This window comes from Thomasclavelia ramosa DSM 1402, from assembly GCF_014131695.1.
Taxonomy (GTDB): domain Bacteria; phylum Bacillota_I; class Bacilli_A; order Erysipelotrichales; family Coprobacillaceae; genus Thomasclavelia; species Thomasclavelia ramosa.
This window is the reverse complement of sequence record NZ_CP036346.1, coordinates 431,508-450,585: the sequence shown is the minus strand read 5'-3', so window position 1 is coordinate 450,585 and position 19,078 is coordinate 431,508. Positions and strand designations below refer to the sequence as shown.

The window sequence follows — 19,078 nt, the reverse complement described above, 5'->3', positions numbered from 1 at the left end:
TTTAGCTGTTTATTTATTTTTGTTTTTATCTTCCCCATCAGCTTCTTCATCATCTTCACCCCCTGAGTTGTTAAACGGTACATTATCTGCTACACCAAACATTTTTTGCTGACGTTCCACTGCTTTGTCGTTCTCTTCATCAACTTTTTTAATTTCAGTTTGGGCATCTTCAACAAAATCAAGCTGATTCAACAATGTTTCCTGTGATACGAAACCTTTTAAATTAGTTATAATTTGAGACAGCTCCAACAAGTTCTTAGGCAGTCCTCTTGAAAAAGTTGGAATGATTGCAGTTGGATTAATCGAAATCGCTTTAAGATTAAGATAATTACAATACAATGTTATACGCTGTTTAAGTGCCTTTTTATAATAACGCTCTTTAGTTTTAGTTATCATCTCAAGACCAAGTAACTTATATTCCATTGCCACACCTGAACTGTTGCCAACAAAGTTTTCATCAGTAAGATTAGGAACATGGCTGAATGTATAAATATCTTCTTTAATAGCTTTTCTTAATACTTCCATTCCCGATTCATCAAAAGTTCTAGCAATGTATTCTGCTTTTGCATCAAGCGGTAACTCAAGTAAACCATTTTCTTTAAGTATCTTAACTACCTCACTGACTTCTTCTTCATCATCGCCCATCAAAGCCCCATAAACTACAAGAAGCGCTTCAACAAACTGTTCTTTGTCATTTACGCGGTCACTCATCAACGTGTTGTAAGCGTCAATTAAACTAATCTGTTGTTCAAAATCACCAACTCCATTTTTATTATTTAGAATCTGAATAATCGGGACATCACCTAAAAAATGTTCTTTTGGTTCTTCATCTACATAAACATTATTTTCATAAGTTCCTTCAAGCAGCAGCTCATAGATATAATTTTCTGTTCCAACAGTAGCCTTGTATTTGTACTTTCCGGTAACAGCATCTTTAAAGCGATAGTAATAAACCCCAAAAAGAATATTTTCTTCAATAGTATCATCACATACTAGAAATGTATGTTCCGGTTCTAGATTTTTTGATACTGGTGTTGTCTCATTTTCTTTAACATAGACATACTCATACGCAACACCTGCAACACTCATATCAAGCGCATTGTCATGATCAACATCGTCAACATCAGCCAAATCAAATGCGTCTGTAAGTTTATCAATATTCATTTTCTTATCACTTGTAGAAAATGATATAGCCGAGCTTAAAAAGTAACCCGTCGCAGTATCGCTTATATCCTTTGCGTGATTACATACAACTTTATTATTACTGGAACCCTTTATTTTTTTAGTTCGCCCTTGAACCTTATGTTTACCATCATAATAGCGCTGATTTTTTCTAATTTTAGATGCCACGCTAGAATGCTTACGAATTAAATCCCTAATCATCGTTTTATTTAGATTTGTTTCATCATAATCATTAGCATCGATTGTAAAATTTTTCATCAGCTACCTCCTTGATTTGTATATTTAGAGCGGTTTTTACCTGCTCTTGCTTTATTTCTAATAACATCTGTTTCACATCCATAACGAGCTGCATCAATCGTATGATTATTCTTATCAGGAAATTCACCTTTTAAGTTTCCCTCCCTATCCTTTTCAATTTCATAGTCATTAAACTCTCTAGCAGCGTTAGGACATCGTGTGGGGTCTATAATTATCTGTTCTAGATCCTGAAGCCATTTAATCCCGTTTTCTACACTGTCAGGCCCTTTCTTTGCACCAACGATATTTAATCCCAACAACTTGAATTCGTTAATTGTACGAGGTTCAGCACTATCTGCTGTAACTAATTTGTTTAAAGGATTTAGTTTTTTTATTTTCTTTACTGCTTTCTTGTTTGAAAGACGTGTACCATAAACCTCACCAAAAATAAAAAGACGTCTTCTCGTCTTGTCATAATTCATTTTTAAATAAGCTAATGGATCACCGGCATAACCAAAATCAAGTCCGTTCTTCAAACGATCAAATACTGCAATCTCATCATCACTGATTTCTCTAATATCAAGATTAGTGAACACTTCACCGCCAGTGCCCGTAACTTCTCCAAGATAATCATGATTGTACTTTTCTTCATTAATAACCTTTAAATGCTCCGCTTCAATAAGAAACTGCTCGCCAAGCCACTCTCTCGGCGCCTGAAGATAAGTAGTATGACTTATGTAAGTATCTGGTCTTTTGATAAGGACTTGCTTATTACACCAGTTTCTTTGACTTTCAGGAGGATTAAACGAGTAGAATACACAATATTCAGGACCACCACGCAAAAGAGACTGATTAATATTCCTGATCTTATCGTAGGATTCAAACTCATCACATTCTTCATACCATACATATTTCACATATCCGACAAATACCTTTGTAGATTTAAGTTTCTTTGGGTTATCAGCACCCTTGAATAAAATAACCTGTCCTGTTGGCTTATATGTCATTTGTAGTTTAGATTCAGGTATTTCCCAATCCTCCTGAGCGTTAAGCATATAAATACCCCATTTGATCTGTTCATATACTGAACCTCTCAAAGTATCCTTTACCCTTCTAATAACAACTGCATTAGACATTAGGCCATTTTGTGCATCTCTCATAATGCCTAAAGGAATTTCAATTCCTATAAATGATGATTTAAGAGACCCTCGACCACCTTTTAACCAGTAATGGGTATATTCGCACTCCTTAATCAGTTTATGCACATCCCAAAACGCAGGACCAATTATTGACTTCAAACTAACTTTTTTAGCCATCTATATCATCAACTATCATCGTTTTGCCATTGGAAGTAACATCAACCTTTTCAGTCCACATTCCATAACGTCTCCCTAATAGTTCAGCAGCCCTTAGACTTTCCTTTTCATCAGGCGGTTTCTCAATAACCTCCTGCATGCCGTCACCGCACATGGCCAGTACACTCGAAGTTGATTCACCACGCATTACTGAAGTTAGATATTCCATGACTTCCTGTTGTTTAGCAACACGTTTACTGGCGATTTCATCCAGACGCTGCTGAATATAATCCCAGATTTCTTTTTTCTTCAAAAGTTTATTTGCTCTAACTGCAGCAGCATTATCGCTCTTGATATTAGAATAGGCAGCTTTATATGCCCTGGTGCCGTTTAGATCAATCAAATATTCATCTGCAAATATCTTTTGTTTTTCGGTCATAAACGACACCTCACTTTCTTAAATTAAATTATTTTTTCTTTTCCAATCTTCATAGATTCCAAGTTTTTTGTACTTCTTTTTTAATTTTCTTGGAAGTCTTGACTTCATTGAAGTTGTAGTTGTTCTTCCTAAAGCATTAACAAACTTTGCCAACGATTCCGCAAATATTTGAAAACTTTCACCGATACCTTCAAGAAAAAGATTAAGTCCTTTTGATATTTTTTCTGCTGGTTCCATATTTTCTTCCTCCTCTTAAACAAAAAAACCTCTGCACTGCAAAGGTTACAATATTCAATTTGGTTGCAGGAGGTGGAATTGCACCACCAACTCCAGGAAAGGACCCTGGTAAGCTGCTACTTGCTATATCCTGCCATAATAAAAGGCACTGCGTGAGGAGTGCCATTATTTTTCTAAATCATTCCATTCATTGTATACCTTAATTAAGGCCTTATATGGTGAAGATAATGAATTAAGTTTATATTCAAACTGCTCATCTTCAACTATGTCTTTTATACATTTATGATACTGCTTTTTAAATCTTTCTTTATCTACTTTATCATCTAGATATTTTGAACACGCACTATCATAGGTGTTTAAATATTCTTCTTTTGCAGCCTTAATTGCTATACTATATCTTTCACTATTGTCATTCGCTAGCATTAAATCAGTAAGACGATATTTACTTTGAGCTATGCTTTGTTCAATGGTTAATTCTATCTGACCTTGACTGTTTTTATTTTGTTTGTGTGTTTGATATAAAGCAAACACAGATATAATTATTGCAATTATAGCTAATGTTGCGCTTACCTGATCATTGGTCATTATCTTCTGTTCCTCTAATCATCTGTAAAAAGTCAGTTTCATCCCTACTATCTCTCTTCTCATAATTTCCCTGGTAGACATCAAAATCCTGGTTACTGTACTTTATCTCTGGCTCATACTTTGGTTGCTTTTGTTCTTGTTCTCCTGGTTTGAATGGTTTCTTTTCATTCATAATTCTTTCCTCCCGTTATTATGATACTCAATTATACCACAATATCCAACATAAAGCGACACCACAAATATTAATGAAAGGAGGCATTAAATGAATGGCGTATCAGCACCAGGTGATGCCGCTTTATCTGAAGACAAAAAAAGCTCTGGGAGAATGAGCTTTTTCATATTTGTATAATCAAGGGGAAGTATAAGAAACACGAATCAACCAAAAAGAAATTAATCATCTGTGTGTCTTAACCAAAAGACCACATTAACATAATAACACCTATTTCACTGCCATACCATGACACGGACTGACAACTTTATTAAATTTCAAGATTATTTATAGCATTTCGACGATAGCGATACACATTACGCTCTGAAAAACCCATTTTTTTAGCGATTTCGTCATACTGCATTAAGTGAATATATGCATATTTCAACACCAGACGCTCCTGGATGTTTTTCAAAGTATCGATCGTATGCTCTATCTTTTCCATTTCATTAAATATTGCTTCTTTTTTTGCATATAGTTGTTCAATTGATTGTCTTGTTCCTAAAGCTGGACCATAGCTTATAGCTTTTATCCCCATTATTTGTCCATCAACATATGTAAGCTGATCTAACTTATCCCTATAGGATTTTAAATACTGTACCCTTTCGTTGTAGTCCATTCATTCTCCTCCTACAGCATTTCTTTAAGTTTAACTTCCAGCTTGCGTATATACAATACGACTGTGTCCTTAGCACTTTTGCATCCTTCAAGCGAATCAAGCTGCTGGTAACGATCCAACAGCTCCTTCATGAGTTCTTGTTTAGTCATTTCTAAATCCTCCTTATTTTGTAACAGTATCTGTTAGAAGATTAACTGCCTTTAATACACTCTCAAGTGTACTGCTGTACTCTTTTTCATTTTCACGATCAGCTCTTAACATCTTATTTTCACAGATTAAATCATCAAGACGTTTTTTTAACTCAATACATTCGTGCTCATAGTTATGCGCCGGTTTTCTAGATTCAGCTTCACCAAGCTTATTAATCTCACTATACACAGCATCAACAGCTTCATCCCAGCCTTTACTGTATTCGTCGGATGCGTCGGTACCGCCAAGACCGGCAACAATTTTTAAAATTTCACTTAATTCTACTTTCATTTACTCCTCCAATTTCATAAAACATAGCCAGTGTGTCTTAGCTGCTTTACCGCTCTTGTGACCAAACAACGGCTCAGCATCCAATACACTTAATATTTTCTTTAAATCAATTTGTATCTCGTTCCATTTAAATACAAGAACACCACCACACTTCAGAACTCTCATGCATTCATCAAATCCAAACTTTAGATCATCTTCCCAGTATTTACCTAACTGACCGTATTGAGCTTTCATAATTGATTTTTTCCCCGCCCATCTTAAATGAGGAGGATCGAAGACAACCAGATTAAAACGATTATCTTCGAACGGGATACTTCTAAAATCCGCTATTACATCAGGATGCACTGCAATGTGTTTATCATAAACATCATATTCTTCATCACGAATATCCATATAAATAGTATTCTTATGATGCTTATTGAACCAGAATATCTTACTTCCGCAGCATACATCAAGTATCATTTTTTCCTGTTCCATACGCTATTCCTCCTATACGTACAATCTTAACTTTTATTAACGTGTTACTATTCTCCTTCTCTCATCCAGCGCAATCGAAACATAGGTTTCTGAATCTTTCTATCGCAGTAGTCACTGACGGTCTGCCGGCTGATATACAAGTCATTAGCTGCTTCCCTGGTGCCTTTGTAAATGCGATTGTTATCATAACAGTAAATCAACCTACGAATACTTGTTCGACCACCGTAAAGCTCACCTAATTCCTTTCTTGTAACAATTTTAAGATTCACTAAAGCATTATCACCATAGCACTTATTTCTATGAGTAACTGCATGACCATCAGGCACGAGACCGTTAAATGCTTCCCATACAACATAACTCACTTTAGTTTCCTTACAATGTATTTTTATAAGCATATAACATGAACCGCTTCTGTTCTTTTTCACCCAAGAATTTAATAATCGCTCTTTCCCATTCTTGTAGATTCTTTTAACACGTCCATACATAGAAGCAAAATATGGTGTGTCGCGATACTGTTTCCATATCTCGTCTTTCAGATCTTCAATCATTTCCTATTTCCTCCTCGGTTAATTATGTTTCCTTGATCTTTATTCCGTAACGCTCAGCTAGTAATCTTTTCTTCAAACGATATACCGGTGTCTTAACCCCTTTGACATCTTCAACAATTTCTACATCATTTTCAACATAAACAAAATCAGCAATATATTTTATTTCACGACCATAACAGCTCTTATCAACAAGTACAAATGGAACCTGGAGCTGGAGATTTTCGATAAGCCCAGCTCTTTCCATCTGTTTTAGTTGAATATACCGTTTAGCCTCTTTTTTGCTGTCAAACTTGACATCATCAAGAACAGTTTTAACCGCATGATATTTGCTTCGTTTAATTTTTTTCTGCTCATGTTGTTCAGGTTGAGGACTATATTTCCGTCCATTTGGGTAATCAACCATTAAAATTGGATATCCTCCTCCATGATGTCGTATGTATTAACATCTTCCATAAAATCACTCGGACTTGACGATCCATTATGAAAATAATTATCGTTGGCCATCTGCTGAACTTTTTGAGTATCCATAGGTGCCTCATTTTGATTTCTAGTATCAAGGAACTGCACGCTATCGCATCTAACCTCAACAACAAATACTGTTTTACCGTCTTTATCATCGTATGTTCGGGTTTGAATTTTTCCTTCAACACCGACTAAGCTTCCCTTAGAACAATATCTTTCAACATTTTCAGCAGGTTTGCGCCATACAACACAATTAATAAAATCTGCTTGTCGTTGACCATCTCCGCTTGTAAAATTACGATTTACCGCTAAAGTAAACGAGGTAACCGCGTCGCCTTGTTGAGTTCTTCTAAGTTCAGGATTTCTAGTCATTCGTCCTACAAGAACTACTCGATTAATCATCTTCAGTTACCTCCTTGCGTGATAGAATAACGCATATTCTTGTTTCAGTAGTTGGAATGAAGCCAACCACTTCATAATCACCATCCAACTGTAAAACTGTGTTTTTGTCTTTATGTTTTACAATAAGAGCATTTTCTTTATTCGCCATTATTTTCCTCCTATTCAAACTCTGCTAAAAATTCATCCAGTTCATCAAGATCAACTTCTTCATCAAAAACTGGTGTGTTAGTATCTTCCGCTTCAGGCAGATACGAGTATTTGAGATTTTTATTCATGGCACTTTTGAAATATGCCATACGGTTATCAATCTGCTTGTCCTTCATCAGTCCAAGAACGTAATCAGCTTTAACACTCACATCAACGGCATCATACTCAGCAAGATATTCACGAATGATTTCATCAAAGATTTCTGTTTCGTTTTCAGCAATAAGATTTTTAAATAAAAGTCTTTCGGTCAGGTAATGAATTTTTAATTCAGGCACGCAAGTGCTTTTATCTTTTATCTTATATCTTTTATCTTCTATTGTTATATCTTTCTTTAGTTGTTGCCCTTTGTTTGCCTTTTGTTTGCCCTCCGCTTGCCCCTCGTTTGCCATTGTATCTATCAATTCGTTTGCCTTTTTGTTTGTGGTGATTTGATAAACGTCATATTTTACAACGGTTATAAGGGAATATTGGTTTGTCGTTTTGACTGCTAAATCGTTTGACTGTTTTAAATGATTTATTGCTGTTCTAATTTTCTTTTCTGAAAGCTTTAAATCAGACGATAATCGTGCAATTGATGTTATAAAACTGCCTCTGGGGATCACTGTGCCTTTCCACTTTTTATCTTTCCAGTTTGCCATTAAAAGACAGTGGATAAAGACATCTTTAGTATTCTGATCAGTGTACCATTCCCATGATGTAAAACTGCGAAACAGTTTAATAAATGTATCATTATCCACTAATAGAACTCTTTCTATAAAGCATTAAGGAAAAAGTAGAAAACTACTTTTCCTTTGGCTTGATTTCAATGCAAACTGGCTGTGTCGGTTCTGCTACATCACCTGATAAATCCAGCTGTCCTGCAACTACTCCTGTAAACTCCTGAAGTCTGAATCCAGTAACTTCGCCAGTATCCTTATCATACTGAACCTGATTAAACAAATGAATTTCTTCACTTTTTTTAGGACTTAATTTAGAAGTAATAACCGGCTTAACACTCATTTCCTTTTTATCATTTTTAGGTATGAAAGTAAGTTTAACTGTTAATGTTCGTGCCTTATCATCAGTTCCTTCGTCAAACATATTAACCATTACTTTTTTTAATTCTTCATCAATAAGCTTAACAATAGAACCGTTATTTATATCTAAAATACTTCTTGTATATTTTGCTTCCATTTTCATATCCCCCTAAAATGCCAGTACAACATCTTTGCCAATAAGTTCTTTTGGCAGTTCCGCAGTAAGATACTGTTTGATAAGTTTTTGTACTTCTTTTTCAAAGTAGCCTCTATCTGCAACGAATAGTGCAACACGGCCATGCTGATCAACTCGAAGATTAAATTTACGTTCCACCTGAATAAGTTCAGGATAGGTAGCAACCGGTGTAAGCGTAACGATTGGGTTAATAGTCACCTTGCCTGCACCGCCGGCAAATGCATCACTCTCAACTACCAGGTTAACACCAATGCCATTGTCGACCTGTTTAACAGTTTTTGAATTGTACAGATTGCTTACAGTGGAGATTAATTTATCCGTATTGTCTGTAGGGACATAGCATGTATTTAAGTTGATGATCATTTCTTCAGGTGATATCCATTCATTTAAAATAAGTCTGGGTACAATAGGTTTACAGTGAATAAGTATCTGACGTTCATATGTATCATCTACGCTACTGAGTACTTTGATCTCATTACCATCCGCTTGAATAATCAGCGGCAGCTGAATGTTTAAATTCTTTGCTTCAACATCGATGTATGACTTGATAATTTCAACAAGTCCGCTTAATGAACGCGTATCGATACTTTCAATACCTGGTGTTGTAACCCTTCTTAAACTGCCTCCGAATTTCGTATGAAGCATACCTTTAATTTCTGCCTGCTCTAATTGAGCGTTTTCTTTCGCATTTGCTAATTCAACTACTTTTTCAATTGCTTGTCTAATCATTTTTAATTTCCTCTTCTTCCTTTTTATTTGTTATTCTTGGGGTATAAAATTCATCCCGTTCTTCATGTCCCATACGGTAACGCCATAGCGGGCACTCTACAGCAGGACATTCTCTTACTTCGTTTGATTGGAAACCGCAGCAGTCAAGACACTTGTATCTTATTGCCTTGGCTCTGCTAACTCTCTTCCCGGCTGAGTCCTTAACCATTTTTTCAAACATGTTTCCATCCATAACATCACTCCTTTGGCTTTTTCAACACTTATAGACACATCCTTTATAACAAACTGTACAAATGGGTAATCTTATAACTGAATACTAAAACGTTTCTATACACGTCGCATATGCACCTTTTTGTTAAAATACTCTTACTATCTTGCCGGTGGCCTTTTGGACCTCTGACTTCATAAATTCTTCATCTGCATTAGCATCGCTAAGATGCAACAGCATTATTTCCTTAGTTCTGTACAGTTCGCACGATTTAAGAAAATCAATACATGTATTAAGATTCATATGACTTCTCATAAGCCGTTTAATATGAGTATCAACAAAAGGATTTCTGTTTGGATTGTTAAGCTGATGTTCCAACCTTTCACTGATATAATTACATTCAATCATAATGTAATCTAAATTCTTAAACGAATAATCGCAATAGTATGAATCTGTAATAAATAATAAATTCTCATTTGTTTCATTTGAATGGATCAAAAAACCAGTTGGTTCCTTAGCATCGTGATGAACTTTAAACGCCCTGATGCTGAACGTTTTTACAGTTGTTTCGGCGGTGATATTAGTATCTAAAGCAAATGTGCCTCTTTGTCCGTATATACCGATTCCCTCTAAAGTACCTTTTGATGCAAATATCCTGATACCTCGAAGCAGCAAATCCTTATAACATTTGGCATGATCATTGTGCTCATGGCTGATAAGACATCCAGCCAGTTCGCTAAGTTTGTAATTCGTAGCTTTCTTGATCATGTCCAGCTTTACACCGCACTCCACCAGCAGAGTGGAAACGCCATCATTTATTAGATAGGCGTTCCCTTTTGAACCGCTGGCAATACATGTTATCTTCATTAGAACGGATCCATAGAAGTTTGAGCAGCTTTTTCACTAGCCTGTGCGGTTGCCGGCTCCGGTTCTTTTTGTGGTTTTGGTGCATTCAATTCCGGTGCAGCATCATTTTCAACAAAGTCAACATCAATAAATTCTTTATTAGCATTTGCATTTATTTCTGACTGTACTTCATTTTTAGCAATTACCATTTCACTGTAATCTTTTAACAGTTCATCGGGAATAACATTAAATTTTGCAAGTTCCTGATAAAGCTCATGAACAACTGTTTTCAATACCATCTTTTTGAAATCCGACTGCCATACCATTGCCGTTTTAGCTGCTTTCATAGCTCTATCAATTCTATCTTTATCAATGATAATCGCTGTTTGACTGCCATTATTATGATAAGCAACTGCATATGCACCTTTTACTTTATCTTTATTCTTAAAATCAATGTTACGATTTAAAATATCCGGAATCTTGTGATCGATGATCTCATAATCACCAGTTTTAAAATCTCTTTTCTGGACAAGCTCCTCACCTTCAAGAACCACATCCTTAATAATGTTTTTAACACCATGATTTTTCTTACAAAATTTAGATAAAAGTTTTTCTTCGCCCTGATATTGAATTTTAATATTGATATCTTTTTTTCCAGCTTTGGTATTATTTCTAATATCCAGCCAGATTTCTTTATCATTCAAAGACAGTCCCAGACGCGCAAATCTTTTGACCTGTCCAGGGAAGTTACATCCAATGAAGTTGATTTCATTGGGATTAATTCCTTCCTCCATCATTTTTTTATACGTATTTAAGATAATATCATTAGCAAAAGTTTTATCACGAGGACTTAACTGTGTACCTGATGAAGCTGCTACTCCGTCAACTTTAGACATCATATACCCCTTAAAATCCGTGTTAGCTTTAGCAACTGCATTAGCTGCTGCCGTATCTTTCTTTTCACTCATTTCCTATTCCTCCACCATTGTTAAAGTTTTATAATCTTCATCAACAACCAGCCTGATCAGCTGATTATCTGTCGCTGTAATCTTTGTAACTGATTCTGCATTATCTACAAATATTGGCATCCTGATATTAAAATGTTCTGATAAAGTATCAATGATCTCAATACCTGCATTAATGCGACTAGCATTGTTGGCCATCTTATATGGAACCATGCTTTTTTCATTAGGAACCATCACGTTACATGATTCAATAATTGCATCATTGGTAATTTGTTTTTCAAACAGTTCAAAATTAACTGTCTTGAATCTCTGATTAATCTTTTTAGTAATCCGTTTAACTTTTTCAATAATGAACTTTTCACACAAACTTAATTCATACTCATAACGATCATAATCTTCAGCCAGCTGCGCCTGTCTAGCTTCAAGCTCGTCAATTCTCTTCTGTTGTTCTTCGGCTAACTGGAATCGGCTTATATGAGTATTTAAAGCAGCAACTTTAACATTGCATTCATGAATTTCTTTATCAATTTCTTCAATTACTTTATCTATTTCATTATCAGTGTTTTCAAGATCTGCAAGCTGCTTCTTAATAACTCTGTATTCTTCAGTATCTTCAAACGGTGTAACAGCAGTAATCTTACTTTTTTCAGTTTCAATTTGACTTGACAAATCCATTACTTTAATACCTAACTGTTCATTTTCATGAATAAGATTATCCAGTTCAAGCTCTTTAGAAGCAATTTTGTCTTTACTTACATCTGCACCCTTTTTTTGAAGTTCTTCAAGTTTCTTTGACTTGTTAATATTAAAAGTAGCAAATATTTTTTCCTGCTGATCTGCTGGCAGTGACTGTCCACAGGTTTGACAAACTCTTCTATTCTCATCAAATTCCATTGCTGATACAGTTTTATAATCATTAAGCAGTTCATTTCTCATTTTTGACATATAGTCAATATCGTTTTTGTATCTGGAAATTCTAATATCATTGCTGCTGATTGTGTCATTAAGTAGATTTTTCTTATTTATAAGGTTATTTATAGATTCCTTTATCAATCTATTTACTTCATCAAAACTATTAATATGTGCAATACGTGCCTCGCGTTCTTTCTGCTTGATTTCAGCTATACGGTTTGATTTTTCAACAGCTGCTGAATTACCGGACTTAGCTGCTAACTTGCGGTCATTCAGACTGCTTATTTCTTTTCTTACTTCAAATAGCTGATTTTCATAATCCGCTTTGCTCCCTGCTGTTTCTGGAATCGCTCTTTCAGCTTCATCGATTCGACTTGGAATCTGTTTTAATTCTTTGTTAATACTGCTCATATTGGTTTTTAAAAGCTTAATCTGATCATCGATACTGCGTTTTTGGGTTGTTGATCCGTTTAATAGCAAAATCTCATTTAAAGGTTCCAGTTCTGCTACTACATTAATAATTTCTTCATCAGTATAATCACCACAAATATCAGTAAGATATTTACGTCTATCTTTCCAAGACAATACATCACTAAAATAAGTTGGGCTAATGAGCATTTGTATAATTTCACGAGGACCAAATAACTCCTCAATCTCCCTGTTGTAGTCTTTTTCCTTAACAGGAAGACCATCTACTTCATATGAAATGGTATTGCCAGTAAGCTCCTTATTTTTATTGCCACGTTTTTGTGTCCATTTTTCTTTGTAAGTTTTCTTTAAAACTTTAACGATTCCATTAACATCAAATGTACATTCAACAGTATGTTCTAGATTATGAAGATCTCCTTCGACTCCTTTTGTTTTAGGACTATAATCTGCCATAGTAACTGACGGCTTATCAGTCAATAAATAATAATAGGCATTAATGATCGTTGTTTTACCAGTACCGTTATCTCCTCTAATGGATTTGTTTGATTCATCAAAATTTAATTCCAGGTTTCTGATTCCCTGGAAGTTGGTTAATTTCATTTGATTAATTTTAATCGACATTCTTATTTCCTCCCTTAACTGCGTTATAGCAATGTCTCTTACCTTCCTTAAAGGTGATGATTTTTACAGTAATTCCCCCTTCTATTACAAAAATTTTGACATCCGGAACATGTTTAGATGTTTCGATACGAAAACGCACATCATGATCCTCACGCTTCATGTTAATCATTTCAAAGTAAGCATCATTAAGGTGCTTACTGAACATGTTATGGTTGAAGTTAGTTGACATCTTTGTTATCCCCCAACAGTTCATCCATAATTTTTCTTACTTCTTCAGATGATGGAACTCTTTTATTTGCATTTAATTTTTCTATAAATTCTTTTCCACATTCTTTTAATACATCCTCAACTGGTTTGAAAATTTCAATTATATCTTCTTTTGTAAGGGTGCTGATATCTTCAACATACTTGAGCATGGCAAACCTAAGACTTCCGCAGATTGAATTTTCAATAGGACTGATTTTAAATTCATACTGTATCAGCGTTTTCGGCTCCATATTTTCTTCAATTTCATCTAATAGTTTTTTTATTGATTTGCTTTTGTTGCCGTTAATCTTTACTACTTTTATATCAGCTCCTGATTCCATTGCTGATTCGATTAATTCCTTGATTTTATCTTCCATAACTTTCTCCTCTGTTATATCTTTCTATGATCTGGTCCCGATCAGCTGTTACTGTTTCGAGACTGGACCTTAAATTTCTAATTACTAATACCTGATAAACACTTAGCACAATAAACAGGACTAAAAGTATGCTAAGAAATTTAATAAATACCTTGTCTTTCATAAGACCATACCTACGATACCTGCTAATAATTCAGCAAAAATATATAATGCTGCTACAATGGTTAAAATTCCTTGCGGTTTTAGATTATTGAGATTCATGGTTGGCACTCCTCTTAAAGTCCTCAGTCATCGCAATAGATGCTACAGATTCAATGATTTCATCTAAAGTCATGCCTGAATCAAATAATTCTTTCACTAAAGCCCTAATCTTATCTTCCACTTTGACTTCCTCCTGAATATCTTCTATAATGAAGATGGTTTTATTTTTGTTAATCGTCGACGTTGCCGCGTCGGCTTTTTTGTTTACTTAAAATCTCAACTAATGTTTGAACTAATTCAGTTGTTGGATTTGGATTCCATTTGGTCATATAGTCCTCAAATGCTGCTCGAGGAATTACGATAGATCTATGGCCATTTTCATTCTTTGTACAGCTCCCGGGAAATACCCCCTGCTCAACTGCATTTCTAACAAATGCTGGATCCTTATTAAGACGCTTAGCACATTCTTCAGGTGTAATAGTCTCGACTCTTTCCATCTTTCTCACCTCCTTTGATGCATCACCTTCACTCATGCTATAATTGATTTGTCGAATCCCAATATAGAAAGTGAGGTGAAATAATAATGAAAAAAATTATTACAGCTTTTTACATAAATGATTTTAATGAAAAAATATCAGTAGAAATAAATCAGGCAAAAGTTTGTCCTCATTGCGAAACGGCGACGAATAACAACGAAATTCAAGCATATTACATAGAGAAAAGTGACTTTGGTTACGACAACATGTTTGTTATCTGTTTCTGTCAACGCTGCGAATCTTGCTATCTAATTGAATATCTTGTTGATAATCCCGGTTCAGGATATCAAGCTCATACAGTTGATCAAATCTCTGTTTATCCATATCCTCAAAGTCAAGAATCTTTTTCAGACAACATATTGATTCTTTCGAATAAATTTATCGACATATATAACCAGGCTTTAAAAGCCGAAAATATGGCTTTAACTGAAATTTGTGGCATGGGCTATCGCAAAGCACTGGAATTTTTAATTAAGGATTATGCTATTAAATTTAACAATAGTGACACTGATAAGATAATTAAAATGCAACTATCTCAGGTTATTGATAATTATATTGACAATAGAAGAATAAAATCATTAGCCAAAGCTTCTTCGTGGTTAGGAAACGATGAAACTCATTATCAACGTAAACACGAAGATTATAATCTTCAACACTTAAAATCGTTCATTCACGCAGTTGTCGCATTTATTGATTCAGATTTAGAAGTTTACAAAGCCGAGGAACTTTTAAACAAACCTAAGAACAATTAACTTTGTTCTTTTTTTATCTCTTTTTCCAATTCGCCTATAATTTCCAAAAAATCTATATAAGATTTTAAGAACTTATTTAAAACTTTTAGCCATTCGATATCAATCTCCTTTTTTAACGTCTCAATAATTTGCTTTCTATCCATAACTTCCTCCTTTTTTTCTTCTGCCCCTTTCGTGCTATAATTAGCTTGAAAGGAGGTAAAATATAATGACTAAATTAGTAAAACCCGGTACCGATAATGAACCAAAAGGAAAATATAAAGAAGTCGGTCCCCGTGGTGGTGAAGTACCTAAGCCTAGAGTTGTTTCAATAGATCCTGGCGATAGATTACCACCAACCCAAGAAAAAGGTAGAAAATGGAAAAAAATATAATCTACCATCCCTTAGCACTCTACTGCTTTGGGATTTTTATCTTCCTCTTAGAAAAACACCATACCAGTGAAAAAATATTAACTTGAATCCATGATTCAACATATAATTCACTGTTCTCTATATACTTCGTTATATAATGATGTATCATCCCTGCCACTCCTCCTAATCTGTTTTAAATAATTTCTTTTAACACCGTTTTTATAACTTTTAATATGTGTCTTTTCAGGACACTTATTTTTATTTAGAGTTATAATTTATTTGGTCGATGAAGTATTTTAGTCTTTAGTAACTTTTAAAGTTACTAACTGTGCAAAAAAAATAGGCATAGGATCTTGTATTTCAAGTAATTCAATCATTTTATCAATTTCATCACTACCAAAAATACCAATCTTCATCTTTTCATAAAATGTTTTTTCTGTCATTCCCAATGCAAAAGCTACTTGTCTTTGAGAAGTATTTCTTTCAGCTATAAGACCTTTTAACTTTTGTGTATCAATCATATCATCACCTCCCTTTGTAACTTATCACGTTACCATAATAACATTCTTTTTGTGACTTGTAAAGTTATTTTTTGTACAACTTTAAACGTATAAGTTACTATTCAGGTGTTTTTTGTTGCACGTTAAGTTATTTATGTTATAATTTTATTGAAATTCAATAATAGGAAGTGATAACAAATGACAATTGGTGAAAGAATAAAAAATTTAAGATTAAAAAATAACTATACCTTAGATGAAATTGCAGATAAACTTGGTACATCTAGACAAACAATATTTAAATATGAAAATAATATAGTAACAAATATACCTAGTGATAAAATTGAAAAGTTAGCATTAATTTTCAATGTCAGTCCTGCTTATATAATGGGGTGGGAAAATTCACAATTAGGTGACTATGAAGAAAATGTCGAATATTTAAAGAATCAACCTGAATTGTTGGAACTGTATAAGGAAATACTTAAAAATGATCAACTTGCAATTTTATTTGATAAAGCGAAAAAACTAGAACCAAAAGACCTAGAACAAATACTAAAAATCATCGATACATTTAATAAAGAAACGAGATGATTATATGGAATTTGAGGACTTTCTAAGATGGCACAATATTAGTTTAGTGCTGGAAAGTATGTCCTCTTATGTGAGGGGATTTGCATATTATAATGGTGAGTCATATTTAGTTACCATTAATGCACGCTGCTGCAAATGTCAACAGCAAACAACTGCTATACATGAACTTATTCACATCTTTGAAAACCATTTTACGTGTCCACAAGAATATGCCGAACAGTGCGAAAAAGAAGTTCATGATATTATTGAATTATTAAAAAAGAAATTTGGAATTAAATAATTGGAGAGAGGGGTCAACTATATGAACAAAATTACAAAAGAAGAATTTGAAAAATTAAATAAATGGTATTACAGTCCTTATTTTGCTATTTTTTTATCATTTTTTGGGGTTCTTTATGGAATACCATTAATAATTGCCATTACTTTGCAATTCATTAGACAAAAGAAAATTAAACTATTACTACAACAATACCAACCTTTAATAGGTCATGAAGAATATGTTTTTGGTATCATTGATTACAATTCTAAATTAGAGGAAGCAAAAAACAATTACTCTAAAGAAGTTCAGAATTTGGAAGCAAAAATAACCAGTATAGAAAAAGAGTATTCTGAAAAAGTCCAAACTTTAGAAAAAAACATTAAAGAAAAAGAATCTGATCTAAATAAAAATTTAGCAATCAATGTTAAGAATCTCAAAATTGATATTGAAAACTTAAATGAAGAGAAACAAAATTTATTAAATGAACTAGACACTTTAAAATCAGAAGCAATAAAAAAACATTTCGATTTTGCTGATTTTGAAAATGTCACTTCTGAAGAATACAAAAATAAATTAAGTATTTCTCGTATTAATGAAGAGAATGATTTAAAAAATGGCAACCTACTTGCTATATCACCTTACATTGAGGATAAAAAGTTTATAGCAAATAATACAAAACAAATAACCCGTTTATTTAATGCAGAATGTGACAATGTAATGAATAAAGTCACTATAAAAAATATCGATACTTCCCGAAATAAAATAACTCGTTCATTCAATAGTTTAAATAAGATTTTTGAAACTGATGGTATTCAATTAAATCAAAACTGGTTACAAATTAAACTAGATCAACTAAACACGCTATATCTATATGAAATGAAAAAAAATAATGAAAAAGATATACAAAAAGCAATTAAAGAGCAGATGGTAGAAGAAGAAAAGGTAAGAAGAGAAATAGAAAAACAAAAGCAAAAATTAGAAAAAGACCAGAAGCAATTTAACAATGAAGTTACACGAATGATGAAATATCTACAAAAAACTTCTAATGATGCTGAAAAAGAACTATATATGGATAAAATACGTGAATTAGAAGAAAAAATAAAAAAATTGGAAGAAGAAAAACAAGTTGTTCTTGATAGGGAAATGAACGCAAGAGCTGGATTTGTATATATTATTTCTAACATTGGCTCATTTGGAGAAAATATTTATAAAATTGGTATGACACGTAGACTAGAGCCTATGGACAGAATTAAAGAATTAAGTAGCGCTTCTGTTCCTTTTGAATTTGATGTTCATGCAATGATTTTTAGTGATAATGCCCCTGAACTAGAAAATATATTGCACCAAACATTCCGTGAAAGAAGTGTAAATAAAGTAAATTTTAGAAAAGAATTCTTTAAGGTTACACTCGATGAAATAGAAGATGTGGTAAAAAGAAATTATAATAAAACAGTAGATTTTATTAAAGTTCCTACTGCTGCAGAATATAGGCAGACTTTAGAAATTGAAAATAATAATTAGCGTAAGGTGATAAATTGAATCTATACATAACCAAATACGGTAAATACACTTCATAGTGTTTATATAAATAAAATACGAAGGGAGAATAAAATTATGAATCATAATGAAAAGCAACTATATGATGAATTAAGGAGTACTGCTGAAGAATGTAATGAGCTAATGAATATGATCTTCGAACGCCAATTACCTTCTTGTGAATTAAAAAGTAAATATAAAATTCTTAAAAACAGTTGTAAAAATAGATTACAGCAAATAAAAAGAGTTGGAAAGCCAATAAATGTAAGTCAAACTGTATATAATAAATTTTTAAGAAATTACAGCGAAGCTATGGCCTTTGGTTTCACTGAACCAACAAATGGAAACCTTGATAAAATGATTCATTCTTTAGAAGAAGCGCGTTACAAATTTACAAAGTTTTTAAATGAATAAAGTAATTCTATAGGGAG

Annotated in this window: 33 protein-coding genes; 6 read left to right on the top strand and 27 right to left on the bottom strand. The window is 33.5% G+C overall.

All coding sequences use genetic code 11. The features are described 5' to 3' along the window. Positions 1 to 9 precede the first annotated feature (9 nt). The 25 genes from EYR00_RS02175 to EYR00_RS02060 form a co-directional block, all read right to left on the bottom strand. Entirely contained in the window at positions 10 to 1,440 is a 1,431-nt protein-coding gene (locus EYR00_RS02175; RefSeq protein WP_003539120.1) for a phage portal protein, read from the bottom strand. Then, on the bottom strand, positions 1,440 to 2,735 hold the full coding sequence (locus EYR00_RS02170) for a PBSX family phage terminase large subunit (RefSeq protein ID WP_003539121.1): 1,296 nt from the start codon (positions 2,733 to 2,735) through the stop codon (positions 1,440 to 1,442). Before EYR00_RS02170 ends, EYR00_RS02175 begins: the two co-directional genes overlap by 1 nt. Continuing rightward, positions 2,728 to 3,153, bottom strand: a complete 426-nt coding sequence (locus EYR00_RS02165) for a terminase small subunit (protein ID WP_003539123.1) — start codon at positions 3,151 to 3,153, stop codon at positions 2,728 to 2,730. Before EYR00_RS02165 ends, EYR00_RS02170 begins: the two co-directional genes overlap by 8 nt. Before the next feature lie 18 nt (positions 3,154 to 3,171). Next, positions 3,172 to 3,390 (bottom strand): hypothetical protein, encoded by a 219-nt coding sequence (locus EYR00_RS02160; protein ID WP_003539124.1) that lies wholly within the window; start codon positions 3,388 to 3,390, stop codon positions 3,172 to 3,174. A 165-nt stretch (positions 3,391 to 3,555) separates the two neighbouring features. After that, positions 3,556 to 3,975, bottom strand: a complete 420-nt coding sequence (locus EYR00_RS02155; protein ID WP_003539126.1) for a hypothetical protein — start codon at positions 3,973 to 3,975, stop codon at positions 3,556 to 3,558. Continuing rightward, complete coding sequence (locus EYR00_RS02150) at positions 3,965 to 4,147, bottom strand: hypothetical protein (protein ID WP_003539127.1); 183 nt, start codon at positions 4,145 to 4,147, stop codon at positions 3,965 to 3,967. The genes EYR00_RS02155 and EYR00_RS02150 overlap by 11 nt, the downstream gene beginning before the upstream one ends. Positions 4,148 to 4,454: 307 nt before the next feature. After that, positions 4,455 to 4,802, bottom strand: coding sequence for a DUF1492 domain-containing protein (locus EYR00_RS02145; protein WP_003539128.1), 348 nt, complete (start codon positions 4,800 to 4,802; stop codon positions 4,455 to 4,457). Between the two features lie 11 nt (positions 4,803 to 4,813). Next, entirely contained in the window at positions 4,814 to 4,951 is a 138-nt protein-coding gene (locus EYR00_RS02140) for a hypothetical protein (protein WP_003539129.1), read from the bottom strand. Between the two features lie 13 nt (positions 4,952 to 4,964). Beyond that, positions 4,965 to 5,282 (bottom strand): hypothetical protein, encoded by a 318-nt coding sequence (locus EYR00_RS02135; protein WP_003539130.1) that lies wholly within the window; start codon positions 5,280 to 5,282, stop codon positions 4,965 to 4,967. Further along, a complete protein-coding gene (locus EYR00_RS02130) occupies positions 5,283 to 5,759 on the bottom strand; it encodes a class I SAM-dependent methyltransferase (protein ID WP_003539132.1) in 477 nt (158 codons plus the stop codon). It lies immediately after the preceding gene. A 47-nt stretch (positions 5,760 to 5,806) separates the two neighbouring features. Further along, positions 5,807 to 6,307 (bottom strand): HNH endonuclease signature motif containing protein, encoded by a 501-nt coding sequence (locus tag EYR00_RS02125; protein ID WP_003539141.1) that lies wholly within the window; start codon positions 6,305 to 6,307, stop codon positions 5,807 to 5,809. Positions 6,308 to 6,329: 22 nt separating this feature from the next. Beyond that, positions 6,330 to 6,710 (bottom strand): DUF1064 domain-containing protein, encoded by a 381-nt coding sequence (locus EYR00_RS02120; protein WP_003539143.1) that lies wholly within the window; start codon positions 6,708 to 6,710, stop codon positions 6,330 to 6,332. Then, positions 6,710 to 7,171, bottom strand: coding sequence for a single-stranded DNA-binding protein (locus EYR00_RS02115; protein WP_003539145.1), 462 nt, complete (start codon positions 7,169 to 7,171; stop codon positions 6,710 to 6,712). The genes EYR00_RS02120 and EYR00_RS02115 overlap by 1 nt, the downstream gene beginning before the upstream one ends. Further along, the gene (locus tag EYR00_RS02110; protein ID WP_003539147.1) at positions 7,164 to 7,319 is read right to left on the bottom strand and encodes a hypothetical protein; all 156 of its coding nucleotides are present in this window, start codon (positions 7,317 to 7,319) and stop codon (positions 7,164 to 7,166) included. Before EYR00_RS02110 ends, EYR00_RS02115 begins: the two co-directional genes overlap by 8 nt. A gap of 10 nt (positions 7,320 to 7,329) precedes the next feature. Continuing rightward, positions 7,330 to 8,115 (bottom strand): hypothetical protein, encoded by a 786-nt coding sequence (locus EYR00_RS02105; RefSeq protein ID WP_003539150.1) that lies wholly within the window; start codon positions 8,113 to 8,115, stop codon positions 7,330 to 7,332. 43 nt (positions 8,116 to 8,158) lie between these two features. Continuing rightward, the gene (locus EYR00_RS02100) at positions 8,159 to 8,551 is read right to left on the bottom strand and encodes a hypothetical protein (protein WP_040434417.1); all 393 of its coding nucleotides are present in this window, start codon (positions 8,549 to 8,551) and stop codon (positions 8,159 to 8,161) included. Positions 8,552 to 8,563: 12 nt separating this feature from the next. Continuing rightward, complete coding sequence (locus EYR00_RS02095; protein WP_003539153.1) at positions 8,564 to 9,319, bottom strand: hypothetical protein; 756 nt, start codon at positions 9,317 to 9,319, stop codon at positions 8,564 to 8,566. Next, a complete protein-coding gene (locus EYR00_RS02090) occupies positions 9,312 to 9,551 on the bottom strand; it encodes a hypothetical protein (protein ID WP_003539155.1) in 240 nt (79 codons plus the stop codon). Before EYR00_RS02090 ends, EYR00_RS02095 begins: the two co-directional genes overlap by 8 nt. Before the next feature lie 123 nt (positions 9,552 to 9,674). Next, on the bottom strand, positions 9,675 to 10,394 hold the full coding sequence (locus EYR00_RS02085; protein ID WP_003539165.1) for an MBL fold metallo-hydrolase: 720 nt from the start codon (positions 10,392 to 10,394) through the stop codon (positions 9,675 to 9,677). Then, positions 10,394 to 11,341 carry a recombinase RecT gene (locus EYR00_RS02080; protein WP_003539166.1) on the bottom strand — a complete coding sequence of 316 codons (948 nt, stop codon included), beginning with the start codon at positions 11,339 to 11,341 and terminating at the stop codon, positions 10,394 to 10,396. Before EYR00_RS02080 ends, EYR00_RS02085 begins: the two co-directional genes overlap by 1 nt. A 3-nt stretch (positions 11,342 to 11,344) precedes the next feature. After that, complete coding sequence (locus EYR00_RS02075; RefSeq protein ID WP_003539169.1) at positions 11,345 to 13,300, bottom strand: hypothetical protein; 1,956 nt, start codon at positions 13,298 to 13,300, stop codon at positions 11,345 to 11,347. Then, positions 13,290 to 13,529 (bottom strand): hypothetical protein, encoded by a 240-nt coding sequence (locus tag EYR00_RS02070; RefSeq protein ID WP_050754566.1) that lies wholly within the window; start codon positions 13,527 to 13,529, stop codon positions 13,290 to 13,292. Before EYR00_RS02070 ends, EYR00_RS02075 begins: the two co-directional genes overlap by 11 nt. Further along, complete coding sequence (locus tag EYR00_RS02065) at positions 13,519 to 13,923, bottom strand: hypothetical protein (protein ID WP_003539173.1); 405 nt, start codon at positions 13,921 to 13,923, stop codon at positions 13,519 to 13,521. The genes EYR00_RS02070 and EYR00_RS02065 overlap by 11 nt, the downstream gene beginning before the upstream one ends. Positions 13,924 to 14,170: 247 nt before the next feature. Further along, positions 14,171 to 14,305 carry a hypothetical protein gene (locus EYR00_RS15720; protein WP_003539176.1) on the bottom strand — a complete coding sequence of 45 codons (135 nt, stop codon included), beginning with the start codon at positions 14,303 to 14,305 and terminating at the stop codon, positions 14,171 to 14,173. 49 nt (positions 14,306 to 14,354) lie between these two features. Next, the gene (locus EYR00_RS02060; protein ID WP_040434418.1) at positions 14,355 to 14,621 is read right to left on the bottom strand and encodes a helix-turn-helix domain-containing protein; all 267 of its coding nucleotides are present in this window, start codon (positions 14,619 to 14,621) and stop codon (positions 14,355 to 14,357) included. Positions 14,622 to 14,707: 86 nt separating this feature from the next. Here EYR00_RS02060 and EYR00_RS02055 point away from each other — a divergent pair, with 86 nt between their 5' ends. Beyond that, a complete protein-coding gene (locus EYR00_RS02055; protein WP_003539179.1) occupies positions 14,708 to 15,412 on the top strand; it encodes a DUF4145 domain-containing protein in 705 nt (234 codons plus the stop codon). Here EYR00_RS02055 and EYR00_RS02050 read toward each other — a convergent pair. Beyond that, positions 15,409 to 15,555: a hypothetical protein gene (locus EYR00_RS02050; protein WP_003539181.1), complete on the bottom strand. Its 147-nt coding sequence runs from the start codon at positions 15,553 to 15,555 to the stop codon at positions 15,409 to 15,411. The two genes, EYR00_RS02055 and EYR00_RS02050, sit on opposite strands and share 4 nt — an antisense overlap. A 65-nt stretch (positions 15,556 to 15,620) precedes the next feature. Between EYR00_RS02050 and EYR00_RS02045 the strand changes: the two genes are divergently transcribed. After that, complete coding sequence (locus EYR00_RS02045; protein ID WP_003539183.1) at positions 15,621 to 15,785, top strand: YjzC family protein; 165 nt, start codon at positions 15,621 to 15,623, stop codon at positions 15,783 to 15,785. 275 nt (positions 15,786 to 16,060) lie between these two features. Here the strand turns inward: EYR00_RS02045 and EYR00_RS02040 are convergent, their stop codons facing one another. Beyond that, positions 16,061 to 16,285: a hypothetical protein gene (locus tag EYR00_RS02040; RefSeq protein ID WP_003539192.1), complete on the bottom strand. Its 225-nt coding sequence runs from the start codon at positions 16,283 to 16,285 to the stop codon at positions 16,061 to 16,063. 177 nt (positions 16,286 to 16,462) lie between these two features. Here EYR00_RS02040 and EYR00_RS02035 point away from each other — a divergent pair, with 177 nt between their 5' ends. The 4 genes from EYR00_RS02035 to EYR00_RS02020 all read left to right on the top strand — a co-directional run bounded on the left by EYR00_RS02035 (position 16,463) and on the right by EYR00_RS02020 (position 19,061). Then, the gene (locus EYR00_RS02035) at positions 16,463 to 16,852 is read left to right on the top strand and encodes a helix-turn-helix domain-containing protein (RefSeq protein ID WP_003539193.1); all 390 of its coding nucleotides are present in this window, start codon (positions 16,463 to 16,465) and stop codon (positions 16,850 to 16,852) included. Between the two features lie 4 nt (positions 16,853 to 16,856). Further along, positions 16,857 to 17,132, top strand: a complete 276-nt coding sequence (locus tag EYR00_RS02030; RefSeq protein WP_003539194.1) for a hypothetical protein — start codon at positions 16,857 to 16,859, stop codon at positions 17,130 to 17,132. Positions 17,133 to 17,153: 21 nt separating this feature from the next. Further along, positions 17,154 to 18,632 carry an SNIPE associated domain-containing protein gene (locus EYR00_RS02025; RefSeq protein ID WP_003539195.1) on the top strand — a complete coding sequence of 493 codons (1,479 nt, stop codon included), beginning with the start codon at positions 17,154 to 17,156 and terminating at the stop codon, positions 18,630 to 18,632. Between the two features lie 93 nt (positions 18,633 to 18,725). Continuing rightward, positions 18,726 to 19,061 (top strand): hypothetical protein, encoded by a 336-nt coding sequence (locus tag EYR00_RS02020; protein WP_003539196.1) that lies wholly within the window; start codon positions 18,726 to 18,728, stop codon positions 19,059 to 19,061. Positions 19,062 to 19,078: the final 17 nt, after the last annotated feature.

What these genes read in the sequence shown, in the direction of transcription:
- EYR00_RS02170 (WP_003539121.1), bottom strand. Translation starts at nt 2,735, where the DNA reads ATGGCTAAAAAAGTTAGTTTGAAGTCAATAATTGGTCCTGCGTTTTGG.
- EYR00_RS02085 (WP_003539165.1), bottom strand. Translation starts at nt 10,394, where the DNA reads ATGAAGATAACATGTATTGCCAGCGGTTCAAAAGGGAACGCCTATCTA.
- EYR00_RS02065 (WP_003539173.1), bottom strand. Translation starts at nt 13,923, where the DNA reads ATGGAAGATAAAATCAAGGAATTAATCGAATCAGCAATGGAATCAGGA.
- EYR00_RS02155 (WP_003539126.1), bottom strand. Translation starts at nt 3,975, where the DNA reads ATGACCAATGATCAGGTAAGCGCAACATTAGCTATAATTGCAATAATT.
- EYR00_RS02060 (WP_040434418.1), bottom strand. Translation starts at nt 14,621, where the DNA reads ATGGAAAGAGTCGAGACTATTACACCTGAAGAATGTGCTAAGCGTCTT.
- EYR00_RS02140 (WP_003539129.1), bottom strand. Translation starts at nt 4,951, where the DNA reads ATGACTAAACAAGAACTCATGAAGGAGCTGTTGGATCGTTACCAGCAG.
- EYR00_RS02165 (WP_003539123.1), bottom strand. Translation starts at nt 3,153, where the DNA reads ATGACCGAAAAACAAAAGATATTTGCAGATGAATATTTGATTGATCTA.
- EYR00_RS02175 (WP_003539120.1), bottom strand. Translation starts at nt 1,440, where the DNA reads ATGAAAAATTTTACAATCGATGCTAATGATTATGATGAAACAAATCTA.
- EYR00_RS02075 (WP_003539169.1), bottom strand. Translation starts at nt 13,300, where the DNA reads ATGTCGATTAAAATTAATCAAATGAAATTAACCAACTTCCAGGGAATC.
- EYR00_RS02045 (WP_003539183.1), top strand. Translation starts at nt 15,621, where the DNA reads ATGACTAAATTAGTAAAACCCGGTACCGATAATGAACCAAAAGGAAAA.
- EYR00_RS02150 (WP_003539127.1), bottom strand. Translation starts at nt 4,147, where the DNA reads ATGAATGAAAAGAAACCATTCAAACCAGGAGAACAAGAACAAAAGCAA.
- EYR00_RS02100 (WP_040434417.1), bottom strand. Translation starts at nt 8,551, where the DNA reads ATGGAAGCAAAATATACAAGAAGTATTTTAGATATAAATAACGGTTCT.
- EYR00_RS02035 (WP_003539193.1), top strand. Translation starts at nt 16,463, where the DNA reads ATGACAATTGGTGAAAGAATAAAAAATTTAAGATTAAAAAATAACTAT.
- EYR00_RS02115 (WP_003539145.1), bottom strand. Translation starts at nt 7,171, where the DNA reads ATGATTAATCGAGTAGTTCTTGTAGGACGAATGACTAGAAATCCTGAA.
- EYR00_RS02025 (WP_003539195.1), top strand. Translation starts at nt 17,154, where the DNA reads ATGAACAAAATTACAAAAGAAGAATTTGAAAAATTAAATAAATGGTAT.
- EYR00_RS02135 (WP_003539130.1), bottom strand. Translation starts at nt 5,282, where the DNA reads ATGAAAGTAGAATTAAGTGAAATTTTAAAAATTGTTGCCGGTCTTGGC.
- EYR00_RS02095 (WP_003539153.1), bottom strand. Translation starts at nt 9,319, where the DNA reads ATGATTAGACAAGCAATTGAAAAAGTAGTTGAATTAGCAAATGCGAAA.
- EYR00_RS02120 (WP_003539143.1), bottom strand. Translation starts at nt 6,710, where the DNA reads ATGGTTGATTACCCAAATGGACGGAAATATAGTCCTCAACCTGAACAA.
- EYR00_RS02040 (WP_003539192.1), bottom strand. Translation starts at nt 16,285, where the DNA reads ATGATTGATACACAAAAGTTAAAAGGTCTTATAGCTGAAAGAAATACT.
- EYR00_RS02080 (WP_003539166.1), bottom strand. Translation starts at nt 11,341, where the DNA reads ATGAGTGAAAAGAAAGATACGGCAGCAGCTAATGCAGTTGCTAAAGCT.
- EYR00_RS02070 (WP_050754566.1), bottom strand. Translation starts at nt 13,529, where the DNA reads ATGTCAACTAACTTCAACCATAACATGTTCAGTAAGCACCTTAATGAT.
- EYR00_RS02030 (WP_003539194.1), top strand. Translation starts at nt 16,857, where the DNA reads ATGGAATTTGAGGACTTTCTAAGATGGCACAATATTAGTTTAGTGCTG.
- EYR00_RS02110 (WP_003539147.1), bottom strand. Translation starts at nt 7,319, where the DNA reads ATGGCGAATAAAGAAAATGCTCTTATTGTAAAACATAAAGACAAAAAC.
- EYR00_RS02050 (WP_003539181.1), bottom strand. Translation starts at nt 15,555, where the DNA reads ATGGATAGAAAGCAAATTATTGAGACGTTAAAAAAGGAGATTGATATC.
- EYR00_RS02125 (WP_003539141.1), bottom strand. Translation starts at nt 6,307, where the DNA reads ATGATTGAAGATCTGAAAGACGAGATATGGAAACAGTATCGCGACACA.
- EYR00_RS02160 (WP_003539124.1), bottom strand. Translation starts at nt 3,390, where the DNA reads ATGGAACCAGCAGAAAAAATATCAAAAGGACTTAATCTTTTTCTTGAA.
- EYR00_RS02055 (WP_003539179.1), top strand. Translation starts at nt 14,708, where the DNA reads ATGAAAAAAATTATTACAGCTTTTTACATAAATGATTTTAATGAAAAA.
- EYR00_RS02130 (WP_003539132.1), bottom strand. Translation starts at nt 5,759, where the DNA reads ATGGAACAGGAAAAAATGATACTTGATGTATGCTGCGGAAGTAAGATA.
- EYR00_RS02020 (WP_003539196.1), top strand. Translation starts at nt 18,726, where the DNA reads ATGAATCATAATGAAAAGCAACTATATGATGAATTAAGGAGTACTGCT.
- EYR00_RS02090 (WP_003539155.1), bottom strand. Translation starts at nt 9,551, where the DNA reads ATGGATGGAAACATGTTTGAAAAAATGGTTAAGGACTCAGCCGGGAAG.
- EYR00_RS02145 (WP_003539128.1), bottom strand. Translation starts at nt 4,802, where the DNA reads ATGGACTACAACGAAAGGGTACAGTATTTAAAATCCTATAGGGATAAG.